14 protein-coding genes are annotated in these 10,486 nt (G+C 45.8%); 6 read left to right on the top strand and 8 right to left on the bottom strand.

The window, feature by feature from the left end; genetic code table 11:
* Nucleotides 1-551 precede the first annotated feature (551 nt).
* From QT998_RS17410 to QT998_RS17380, 7 genes are all read right to left on the bottom strand, one after another.
* Nucleotides 552-2,804 carry a transglycosylase domain-containing protein gene (locus QT998_RS17410; protein ID WP_333115957.1) on the bottom strand — a complete coding sequence of 751 codons (2,253 nt, stop codon included), beginning with the start codon at nucleotides 2,802-2,804 and terminating at the stop codon, nucleotides 552-554.
* A 592-nt stretch (nucleotides 2,805-3,396) separates the two neighbouring features.
* Complete coding sequence (locus QT998_RS17405; RefSeq protein ID WP_006635506.1) at nucleotides 3,397-3,519, bottom strand: photosystem II reaction center protein J; 123 nt, start codon at nucleotides 3,517-3,519, stop codon at nucleotides 3,397-3,399.
* 69 nt (nucleotides 3,520-3,588) lie between these two features.
* A complete protein-coding gene (locus QT998_RS17400; RefSeq protein WP_194009017.1) occupies nucleotides 3,589-3,711 on the bottom strand; it encodes a photosystem II reaction center protein L in 123 nt (40 codons plus the stop codon).
* Between the two features lie 9 nt (nucleotides 3,712-3,720).
* Nucleotides 3,721-3,858: a cytochrome b559 subunit beta gene (gene psbF, locus QT998_RS17395; protein ID WP_194009016.1), complete on the bottom strand. Its 138-nt coding sequence runs from the start codon at nucleotides 3,856-3,858 to the stop codon at nucleotides 3,721-3,723.
* A 20-nt stretch (nucleotides 3,859-3,878) separates the two neighbouring features.
* On the bottom strand, nucleotides 3,879-4,127 hold the full coding sequence (psbE, locus tag QT998_RS17390) for a cytochrome b559 subunit alpha (RefSeq protein WP_194009015.1): 249 nt from the start codon (nucleotides 4,125-4,127) through the stop codon (nucleotides 3,879-3,881).
* A 56-nt stretch (nucleotides 4,128-4,183) separates the two neighbouring features.
* On the bottom strand, nucleotides 4,184-5,197 hold the full coding sequence (locus QT998_RS17385) for a photosynthesis system II assembly factor Ycf48 (RefSeq protein WP_333088607.1): 1,014 nt from the start codon (nucleotides 5,195-5,197) through the stop codon (nucleotides 4,184-4,186).
* Nucleotides 5,184-5,519 carry a rubredoxin gene (locus tag QT998_RS17380; protein WP_194009013.1) on the bottom strand — a complete coding sequence of 112 codons (336 nt, stop codon included), beginning with the start codon at nucleotides 5,517-5,519 and terminating at the stop codon, nucleotides 5,184-5,186. The genes QT998_RS17385 and QT998_RS17380 overlap by 14 nt, the downstream gene beginning before the upstream one ends.
* Before the next feature lie 161 nt (nucleotides 5,520-5,680).
* Here QT998_RS17380 and ndhC point away from each other — a divergent pair, with 161 nt between their 5' ends.
* The 6 genes from ndhC to QT998_RS17350 all read left to right on the top strand — a co-directional run bounded on the left by ndhC (nucleotide 5,681) and on the right by QT998_RS17350 (nucleotide 9,503).
* Nucleotides 5,681-6,043 carry a photosynthetic/respiratory NAD(P)H-quinone oxidoreductase subunit C gene (ndhC, locus tag QT998_RS17375; RefSeq protein ID WP_006635500.1) on the top strand — a complete coding sequence of 121 codons (363 nt, stop codon included), beginning with the start codon at nucleotides 5,681-5,683 and terminating at the stop codon, nucleotides 6,041-6,043.
* On the top strand, nucleotides 6,034-6,759 hold the full coding sequence (gene ndhK / locus QT998_RS17370; protein ID WP_333088609.1) for a photosynthetic/respiratory NAD(P)H-quinone oxidoreductase subunit K: 726 nt from the start codon (nucleotides 6,034-6,036) through the stop codon (nucleotides 6,757-6,759). Before ndhC ends, ndhK begins: the two co-directional genes overlap by 10 nt.
* On the top strand, nucleotides 6,752-7,255 hold the full coding sequence (locus QT998_RS17365; RefSeq protein ID WP_194067010.1) for an NAD(P)H-quinone oxidoreductase subunit J: 504 nt from the start codon (nucleotides 6,752-6,754) through the stop codon (nucleotides 7,253-7,255). The genes ndhK and QT998_RS17365 overlap by 8 nt, the downstream gene beginning before the upstream one ends.
* Nucleotides 7,256-7,380: 125 nt before the next feature.
* Nucleotides 7,381-7,620, top strand: coding sequence for a hypothetical protein (locus tag QT998_RS17360; RefSeq protein ID WP_333088610.1), 240 nt, complete (start codon nucleotides 7,381-7,383; stop codon nucleotides 7,618-7,620).
* 168 nt (nucleotides 7,621-7,788) lie between these two features.
* Complete coding sequence (locus tag QT998_RS17355; protein ID WP_333088611.1) at nucleotides 7,789-8,043, top strand: type II restriction endonuclease; 255 nt, start codon at nucleotides 7,789-7,791, stop codon at nucleotides 8,041-8,043.
* A gap of 80 nt (nucleotides 8,044-8,123) precedes the next feature.
* Nucleotides 8,124-9,503, top strand: coding sequence for a class I SAM-dependent methyltransferase (locus tag QT998_RS17350; RefSeq protein WP_333115951.1), 1,380 nt, complete (start codon nucleotides 8,124-8,126; stop codon nucleotides 9,501-9,503).
* A gap of 50 nt (nucleotides 9,504-9,553) precedes the next feature.
* Here the strand turns inward: QT998_RS17350 and QT998_RS17345 are convergent, their stop codons facing one another.
* Nucleotides 9,554-10,381: a class I SAM-dependent methyltransferase gene (locus QT998_RS17345; protein WP_333115948.1), complete on the bottom strand. Its 828-nt coding sequence runs from the start codon at nucleotides 10,379-10,381 to the stop codon at nucleotides 9,554-9,556.
* Nucleotides 10,382-10,486: the final 105 nt, after the last annotated feature.

The raw sequence follows: 10,486 nt of genomic DNA, 5'->3' as shown, positions 1-10,486 counted from the left end.
TAGTTGTTAGTTGTTAGTTGTTAGTTGTTAGTTGTTAGTTGTTAGTTGTTAGTTGTTAGTTGTTAGTTGTTAGTTGTCAGTAAGCTGTCGCGCATCTAAATTATATTTTTAGGGCGGGCCCGACACCTCACAAGACTTTCAATAAAAATTACTAGACAAATTGCTCGTTACCAGGCTCTGCCTGGTAATGCAGATCCGGAGGCTCTGCCTCCTTTTATCTGGCAACTTACAGAAGAGAGGACTGTAGGAGGTGTTTAATACCATTTTTCTAAAGATGTGGTATAGATGAAGTCTTAGCCCCCCCAAAGCATCGGGGGGTTGGGGGGGGTAATATCTAGCGCTACTTTATGAAATTGGTATAAGTATATCGACATCTTGGTAACATAGCTCCTTTATGATTCGGCGGTTGAAACCGCCAGAAAGTCAAACAAAGTCGGCCTGCGCCGACTGGTTCATCAAGAGTATCCAAAACCCCGATTTGGTATAACCAATAACTACTAACTACTAACTACTAACAACTAACAACTAACAACTAACAACTAACAACTGACTTAACGCGCCACTTGCCGCATATATTCCCCCCACAACTGAGCAGCATTTGCACTACCTCCGGCAGTCGGAGAATTATCATCATTTCCCAACCAAACTCCCGTCACCATTTGCTGACTGGGAATATAACCGACAAACCACAAATCTCTATTATCATTAGTCGTGCCTGTTTTTCCAGCTTCTCCCAAACCCAAAGCAGCACTGCTCCCCGTACCTCCCCGCACCACACCTTGCAGCATATCCGTCATCGTATCCGCTACAGCTTCAGAAACTAACTGCCGGTTGGCAACGCTATCTTTTTGATAGTCATAAATCACCCGACAACTGTTAAAATCATTTCGATCTTTGCAGTCGCTGCTGTCAATAATTCGCTTGATTACGTGGGGGCGGTTGCCCAAACCCCGGTTCGCCAAAACCCCGAATGCACCCGTTAATTGCAATACGTTAACTTCACTTTCACCTAATACCAAACCGGGAGAAGAACGCAGTGGAGATGTAATGCCCAAACGTCTTGCCATTCCCACTACATTGTCTAAACCGACATCTTGTGCTACTCTCAAAGCAATTGCATTTTCCGACTGTGCTATGCCCCGATACATATCAGCACTGCCGCTGGTTCTTTCGCAGCCGCTGTAACTTTGTCCGCCCCAGGAAAGCGGCTCGCACGAATAGGTTTTGGTGGGGGGAATTCCGCGTTCTAGGGCTGCTGTATAGGCAAAAATCTTAAATGTAGAACCGGGCTGTCTCAATGCTTGGGTAGCTCGATTAAACTGACTTTGCAAGTAACTTACGCCCCCAACTAATGCTAAGACTTCTCCGGTGGCAGTATTGAGAGTTACTACGGCTCCTTGAGAAAAACCTGCACTGGCTCCGACATTTTCTACGGCATTTTGGAGGGAAGATTCGGCTACTTTTTGCAGGCTGGGATTCAAGCCTGTTTCTACTATAAAATTGCCTTCTCTGGCTAACTGTTCTCCCAGCAAAAACTCCAATTCGTCAAATACATAACTGTAGAAATAAGGAGCGATCGTACTTTGCAGATATTGGCGGGCTTTGGGATTGATGTCGATTCGCGATCGCCTCGCGCGATCGGCTTCTTCCTGAGAAATTGTCCCCAGTGCCCGCATCCGTTCGATGACCCGATCGCGATACTGCACAGCCAACTGATAATTTTGAATCGGATTGAAACTATTTGGTGCGGGCAAAATACCTGCCAAAGTCGCCGCCTCCGACAAACTTAAATCCTTCGCCGACTTGCCAAAATAAAACCGAGACGCATCCTCAAAACCGTACAGGTCAATTCCCAAAAACACGCGATTCAAATAAGTCAGCAACAATTCGTCTTTGCTGTAATAATTCTCCAGTTTCAAAGCAACTACGGCTTCCCGCAATTTGCGTCCGGCAGAATCTTGAGTTCCCACATAATCTCGAAACAAACTCCTGGCTAACTGCTGCGTCACTGTGCTGCCGCCTTCGCGAATTCCTCCGCCGCGCACGTTGGTCAACAGTGCGCGCAAAACCCCGATCGGATCTACGCCCAAATGCCAATTGTAGCGGCTGTCTTCGGAAGCAAGTACCGCCTTGGACAAATAAGGCGAAAAATCCTGCAATCCCTTTAATTCTACGTGGGCGTTGTTCTGGGGAGGGCGCAGGGGAGTTTGTCCGTCGCGGGCGTAAACAATCACGGGGCCGTTGATGCTTCTCGGCAGAGGCCGCACTTGAAACTTGGTCGATTCAACACCTACCAACACCGCAATCAAAGCGGTGATGCCGCTGACTCCGTAAAAGCTGTAGCGCACAAATTCCAAATACCAAGGCGGCGGATCTACGTACTGAACTCTGACGGCGGCGGCGAGTTCCGGCGGGCCCAAGGTGAACACGTCTCCGTGACGTAGGGACATACTTTTAACTCGCCTTTTGCCGGAGTAAATGCCGTTGGTTGAGTCTTCGTCTTTGATCACAAAAGGAGTCCGCCGCCGAGTATCCCGCGACAGGGATAGGTGGACGTGACTGACAACGGGATTGCGAACTACAATATCTGATGATTTGGACGATCGACCTAATAAATATCGATCGCCCAATAGCGGATAAACCTCAGCTTTAGCTGCACCCGCATCTTGTACCCACAGTTCGGGTACTTTGGCATTCGGTTTCAGGGCTAGCTGGTTAAAATTAACCTTGGCAATAGTCTGGACTGCTTGGGTGATCGCACCCAAGACGGTTTGAGGTTTGCGGGGCGGCTGCGGTGGGGTCATATTTCGCTATGGACTACGATCGAGCGATCGGCTCTTGCACTATTCTACTCGCAACTTTTGGCTAATTCCCAAAGCAGGCCCGATCAGATAAAAATCCAGTTTTTATGGATATATCTCGAAATCAACCGGATTTCGGGCGAGATTGCCCCTGGGGCTCAGAAACCTGGTTTCTGGGAAAATCTCGGTTTGGTGGCGAAATCTCTCGAAGGAAACCCGGTTTCGGGCGAGATTTTCTCGTGGGTTCGTAGTGTGGACATGATAGGAGAGGGTGATATCATTTCCGGTAACACTCCTTATGATGTTGACTGTTGACTGTTGACTGTTGACTGTTGACTGTTAAGAGGGCCCGCATTCACAGGCACCGCCCCTACTGACTGTTGACTCGATTTTATTATTCCGATGCAACCGGAAACGATATGATTGGTTAACCCGTCCCTACAGGTTTATTGACCAAAAGCAGTTTAATATCATAAATTTGCCAAATAATCAACAATTTTTCTAATATTTATCCCGGATTTACCAACCAAATTCGCATAATTAAACCCCCCTTTTTTTTAGGGGGGTTTGAGGCGTAAAATACGCGAGATTCTCCTTACATCGAAGAACCCAAACCGGCATAAGCGCCGTAGAAGAAAAGGCTCACAATGCTCAGAACACCTAGGCCTGCGACAGTAGCTACCAGCCACAAAGGAATTCTGCCACTTTCACTAAACATAGCCATCACCTCATTAATTCACAGCAAAACAAATTCATCGAACTGCAGACATCAAACTAGCGTCACCAGTTAGTTAAAGAAATAACTGGAGAACAAAATACCCAGACAAAAAATCATCAACAGACCCAAATAAAGGGAAGTGCGATTTAACTCTACGGGTTGTTCGTTGGGATTAGGAATGCGTTCAGGCATCGTAAACTCCTATGGTTGAATAAATTGCATTGCTGCGATCGCGCCCAAAAAGAAAATTGTTGGGACACCTAAAGTATGAACTGCCAACCAGCGTACCGTAAAAATCGGATACGAAATCGGCTCATTGTTTGGCGTTCTGCTAGTCATTTTTCCAACTCCTTGTTAAATTACTTGGCAATGAACTGATCTACTTGTTGTTTAGCTTCAAAGCGATCCGAGACAATCGGGATTTCTTGGCGCTGCTCTGTGAAATACTGGTTGGGGCGAGGAGTGCCAAAAGCATCGTAAGCCAAACCGGTTTGCACAAACAACCATCCAGCAATAAACAAAGCCGGAATGGTGATGCTGTGAATTACCCAATAACGGATACTTGTAATAATGTCCCCAAACGGACGCTCTCCAGTTGTACCTGACATTTAGAATCCTCCTTTCAACAACAAATCGACAGACAATCTCTATTACTATTCTACTATCAAGCAGCTTGTGCTGAACCTTGATATTTCAGTAGAGTGCCCTTAGCGCCGAGCACAAATCCGCGATCGGGCCCCATGAAGACAATTTTGTAAAAATTAGCGGGAACATCCTCAACTTCGCGGTCTTTTTGCCAAGTTTTCCCGCCATCTAAGCTGCACAGCAAATTGCCGCCGCCGCCGGCTACCCAAACTTCATTATCAGTCCGGTAAGCCAGGTCTAGCAAACCCCAACTTGCCTTGCGATCGGGAAAAAACGGTTTTGCCCAACCTTCGGCACTTTCTGGATCGCTAAATTGAATTTGACCGCCGCGGGCGAGCATCCACAAGCGCCCATCCTTGGTAAAGCCCATATTTTGCAGGCGGCGAGAACTATTGCGGTTGTGAGGTTCCCAAGCTTCTTGTCCGGGTTTCCACACGGAATAGAAATTGCCCTTGGAGGAAACTGCCACATATTGCCCGTCTTCAAAACGGTTGATGTTGCGAACTACCCCAAAGGAATCCTGAACGACAGCTTTCCAATTTTTGCCACCGTCAGAAGTCCGGTAAATTGCCCCCACATCCGTCGTCATCTCGGCGGCCTTCGGGCCCAAGGCGGCGATCGTACTTGGAGAACCCGGTAACTGAGCACTCAAAGCAATCCGCGTCCAAGAGTTGCCTTCATCGGTAGTGTGGAGCAAAACCGAAGGCTGGCCGACTATCCAGCCTTCGGAACCGGAAAAGCTCACCGACGAAAAACGCGACCTCGGCTCATCAATATCCAGAACTATCTGCTTCCAGTTCGTGCCGCCATCGGTCGTTTCAAACAGAGTTGCCTCCGAACCGACAACCCAGCCGCGATCGGGATTGCCCGTAAAGGCAACATCCTGCAAATTAGCTTCCGTCGGCAAGGATATCACCTGCCAGGGGTTGTAACTCACAGAACCGATCGTGCTGCAACTCGTACAAATGAGCGCAGCCGCCAATAACATTACAATTCGTTGCCAAAATCTCACAATCGTCCTACTGCAAACCATACATACTAAGTAAAAACAAGAAACCAACGACCAAGCCGCCAAAAATCAGCAAACTTTTCTGACCTTCCGTCATACCGTTGACGCCGACACCATAGCGCTGATTTGCCTTAAATCCCGAAACCCCTTCCTGCTGACCGAGATTTTGAAACATGGACTTGCGTGCCGCGCAAACGGGACAAACCCAAGTTTGGGGCAAATCTTCAAAAGCCGTGCCAGGGGCAATGTCAACTTTAGGATTTCCCTTTTTCGGATCGTAGACGTAGCCGCAGGCGCGGCACTCGTGCCGATCGAGGGTTTTAGTCTCAGTGGCTGGATCGCTCATAGCTCCAAAAGGGTACGTAAGCTAATCTTAAAAGATACATTAAAAATTATTGCAGAATATGGACGATTAATCTCAACTAATTCGTAATTCTAGCTACGCAAAATCCATATAATGTAAAGATAGAGTTACAAACCCTTTCACCGAGGCAGTAATTATTCACCGTGTTTGCACTCAGCGGCTACGAGTATTTTTTAGGCTTCCTGCTAATTTCGAGCCTAGTGCCTATCCTCGCCCTCACGGCGTCTAAGGTACTACGGCCCAAAAGTCGTCCCTACGACCGACGCACTACCTACGAATCTGGCGTCGAGCCGATCGGCGGAGCCTGGATTCAGTTCAACATCCGATATTATATGTTCGCCCTGGTCTTCGTCATCTTCGACGTAGAAACTGTCTTCCTATATCCTTGGGCGGTAGCTTTCAACCAGCTAGGACTCTTGGCTTTCATCGAAGCCTTGTTTTTTATCACGATCCTCGTTATTGCTCTTGTATATGCATGGCGCAAAGGAGCCTTAGAATGGTCTTAAGTTCAGACACATCACAAAAATCGCTAATTGTCAATCCGGCAGAGCGCCCGCAAGTCACATCCGAATTATCAGAGAACGTCATCCTAACCACGGTTGACGACATCTACAACTGGGCGAGACTTTCGAGTCTGTGGCCGCTGCTTTACGGTACGGCTTGCTGCTTCATCGAGTTTGCAGCTTTGATCGGTTCGCGCTTCGACTTCGACAGATTCGGCTTAGTACCCCGATCGAGTCCCCGGCAAGCCGACTTGTTAATCACCGCCGGCACAATTACCATGAAGTACGCCCCCATTTTGGTGCGGCTGTACGAACAAATGCCCGAACCCAAATATGTCATCGCGATGGGCGCTTGCACCATCACCGGCGGAATGTTCAGCGTAGACTCCCCCACAGCAGTCAGAGGCGTTGACAAACTGATTCCCGTAGATGTGTACATCCCCGGCTGTCCTCCACGTCCAGAAGCGATTATTGACGCAATTATCAAACTGCGGAAAAAAATCGCCAACGATTCTATGCAAGAACGTGGCAACTTGCTGCCCACCCACCGCTACTACACCAGACCCCACAAAATGAAAGTAGTAGATGACATTTTGGACGGCAAATATTTGTCAATTCCCGGCCGGATGGCCCCGCCGAAGGAATTGACTGAAGCAATGGGAATGCCAGTACCGCCCGCCCTGCTTGCAGGACAAAAACAGGAGGTACAACGTGGCTGAGACAGAAACCTCGATTGTTGAAGCTGGGAAGGTTTCTCAGTGGCTGACTCAAAATGGCTTTGAACACGAAGCTTTAGCGGCCGATAATTTGGGCGTGGAGATATTAAAGGTCGATCGAGAATTCCTAATTCCGATGTCAACAGCACTGTATGCCTACGGCTTCAATTATATGCAGTGCCAGTGCGCCTACGACCAAGGCCCTGGAGAAGATTTAGTCAGCGTCTACCACTTGGCTAAGCTGACAGATAATGCTTCCCATCCCGAAGAAGTCCGCGTCAAAGTATTTATCCCCCGCGAAGATCCCAGAGTGCCATCAGTCTACTGGATTTGGAAAGCAGCCGACTTTCAAGAGCGGGAATCCTACGATATGTACGGCATTGTCTACGAAGGACATCCGAATCTGAAACGGATTTTGATGAACGAAGATTGGGTTGGCTGGCCGCTGCGGAAAGATTACATTTCCCCTGATTTCTACGAATTGCAAGACGCTTATTAAGAGAGTTTTGCGAGGGCGGGTTTAGATCATAAAATTTGACTTTTGGGGTTAAGTTTTATGTGAAACTCGCCCTCTGTTTTTTGGCTAATTTTGATTTTTTAACCGCAGATACACGCAAACTCCCTATGACGACTCTGACCGCAGAAATTCTTTGTTCTGAGGCGGCAATATTTTCAGCCGCCGAGTCTCAACACCCGGAACCTCTGCTTTACGGCATCACAGACGGAAAGGCTGTTGGGACATATTTGGAGCAAAAGTTCAGACTCTATCTCAAGCAAAAATATGAATTTATAGATGGCAATTCAGCAAGCGGCATCGATTTCCCAGGGATATTAGTTGAGGTGAAGGTAACAAGCATTAGGTAACCGCAGTCGTCATGTCCTTTCAAATCTGCAAGGCAAAAGATTTTTGGGCTGGGATATTCACTGATTATCTTTGTTTACGAAAAGACAGACAACAGTACAAATCGAACTGCAACGCTGAATATTTTGCATACAATTTACGTAAGTGCCGAAAGAACAGCAGATTTTCAAATGACCCGTGGAATTCGCAATATTTTAGACAACGAAGGCAACAAAGATGATTTGCTGGCTTTTCTGCTTGACAAAAATCTACCAGTTGACGAAATAGAGGCAGATAAAATTGTAGGCGAAATCATGATAAATCCGCCACTACAGGGTTTTTTAACCATTTCTAATGCGTTACAATGGCGACTTCAGTATGGCAGAGTAATTGAGCGTGCCGGACAACAAGACGGCGTTATCGCAGTTTATAGATTTAACTCATGATTTCCACAGTTCGCAAAACCAAACTAGAATACGGTGATTTTCAGACACCGCTGGCATTAGCCGAGATGGTGTGTCGGAAATTGATAGAACTTGATGTTAACCCCAAAGTCATCATTGAGCCAACTTGCGGGATAGGTAATTTCATTAAAGCTGCTGCAAATTCGTTTCCATCCGCCAGCAAGATTATCGGGGTTGAAATCAATCAAAGTTATTTAATAGAATTAAAACCTAAGCATGAATTGTTGCAGGATAAAAGATGTGAGGTTAAACACGGAGATTTTTTTGAGTTTGACTGGACATCATTAATCAACCAATTTAATCATAGGGTGCTGGTACTTGGCAACTTTCCTTGGGTAACAAACTCACAACAAGGAACTATTGGCAGTAAAAACTTGCCGAAGAAAAGTAATTTTCAAAAGCACACTGGCTTAGATGCACTCACAGGTAAAAGTAATTTCGACATCTCAGAATGGATGCTGATTAAAGCGATTCACTGGTTGCAAAATCGTGACGCAACTCTGGCAATGCTTTGCAAGACTTCCGTTTCCAGAAAGTTATTGAACTACATTCATTCAAGAAAACTTAATCTCGCTAGCTGTGCAACTTACAAAATAGATGCTAAAAAGTATTTTGATGCAAATGTTGATGCCTGTCTGTTATTCTGCAAGTTTGACTCAAGCTCACAAAACTACTTCTGCGATGTATTTAGCAGTTTAGAAAGTTCTGACTGCCACCGAATCGGATATCACAACAATCTCCTGGTTAAGGATATAAACTCTTTCAGTAAATTGGGTAATTTATATGCGGTGAATTCAGGGGTAAAATGGCGATCTGGTGTCAAACATGACTGCTCGAATGTGATGGAATTTCGGAAAATTGATAATTTTTTTGTCAATGGATTTGGGGAAGCTGTCGAGATTGAGGAAACTTATCTATTTCCGCTACTTAAAGGATCGGATGTCGCTCAAAATCGGATTGATGCCACAAATCGCTATATTTTAGTAACTCAAAAATTTATTGGCGAATCAACCGAATATATCAGCCATATAGCTCCTAAAACTGGGTACTATCTCGAAAAAAACGCACAATATTTAGACAATCGCAAAAGCAAGATTTATCAACATAATCCTCGCTTTTCTGTTTTTGGAGTTGGCGATTATAGTTTTAAATTTTGGAAAATAGCCATTTGCGGACTTTATAAAAAATTGGATTTCAGATTGATCGGTGCAATTGCTGATAAACCTGTAATTTTTGATGATACTGTTTATTTTCTCAGCTTTGAAGACGAAGGAATCGCACGTAAAATTTTTAAGTTATTGAATTCACCTGCGGCAATTAGCTTTTATTCATCAATGGTATTTTGGGATGAAAAGCGCCCGATTAAATCTAGCATCTTAAATTGTCTCAATCTAACTATGCTGGAAGATTTGGAATCTTTAACCGCAGATGCACGCAGATAAACGCGGATGAGTACACACAGGGAGTAAGGTGTGCAGTGCGCGCCCTCCTACTATTTCCGACCGAAAACATAAAAAGTTGTGATATCGTTCCAAATTCCTTGCTCGGTTTGCAACGCTTCTATTTCAGCATCAAACTCAGCTTTGGCTTGCGCTAATTGCTCGGTTGAAAGTGTTGACAAAGGAGGCGGATACTGTCCGGGAGCCGGATGAAAACTTCCCGCCCACATTGCTTTTGCTTTTTCTAAACTGATATAGCTACCATCTCGATCAATTTTAAATTCTACATCCTTAAATCCTGCTTTTTCGAGCAAGCTGCGGCACTTTTCTACAGTACCTGTGGGTTGGCTCATTTTGAAGGAAATGCCGTATTTTTTAGCTACTTTCTGCGTCACAATTCCTCCCACAAAAGCGGTATCGGCAAAGGCTTGAATCCCTAGGATGCCGCCTGGTTTGAGAAATTGGTGCCAGTGGGTGAGGGCTGCGTGCAAGTCGGACATCCAAATAAAGGCAGAGGCACAAAATATGCGATCGCAGCTATTGACTGGAAAGTCGAGCGCTTCGGCATCTGCAAGTAGAAATTCGGTATTTTTGAGACTTAATTCTTGAGCTTTTTTTCTGGCTCGATCGAGCATTCCCGTTGCAATATCTATGCCTACAACTCGACCTTCTGACCCCACAAGTTGAGCTGCTGCGATCGCCACATGACCTGTTCCCGTTGCAATGTCTAAAATCTGGTGACCCAAACTCACTCCCCCGTATTCTACCAGACGGCGAGCAATCTGTAAATGCCAATCGCTATTGTCATAGGTTTGACTTCTGCTGCTGTACAAATCTGCTATTTCTTGCTTGTATTTGTTGAGTTCTGGTTGGTTGCTCATTCAGGTTTTGTTTGCTGTAGAAAATTACAGGCGTAGAAATTTACGCGCATCCCGCCTGTGCTGCGGAAGACACAGAAGGCTATAGATAATGTGTTAAATACCTTT

Origin of the sequence: Microcoleus sp. S1D4 (genome assembly GCF_036700765.1) — a bacterium.
Classification (GTDB): domain Bacteria; phylum Cyanobacteriota; class Cyanobacteriia; order Cyanobacteriales; family Microcoleaceae; genus Microcoleus.
The sequence above is the reverse complement of the archived record's forward strand: the minus strand, read 5'-3'. Positions and strand labels throughout refer to the sequence as shown.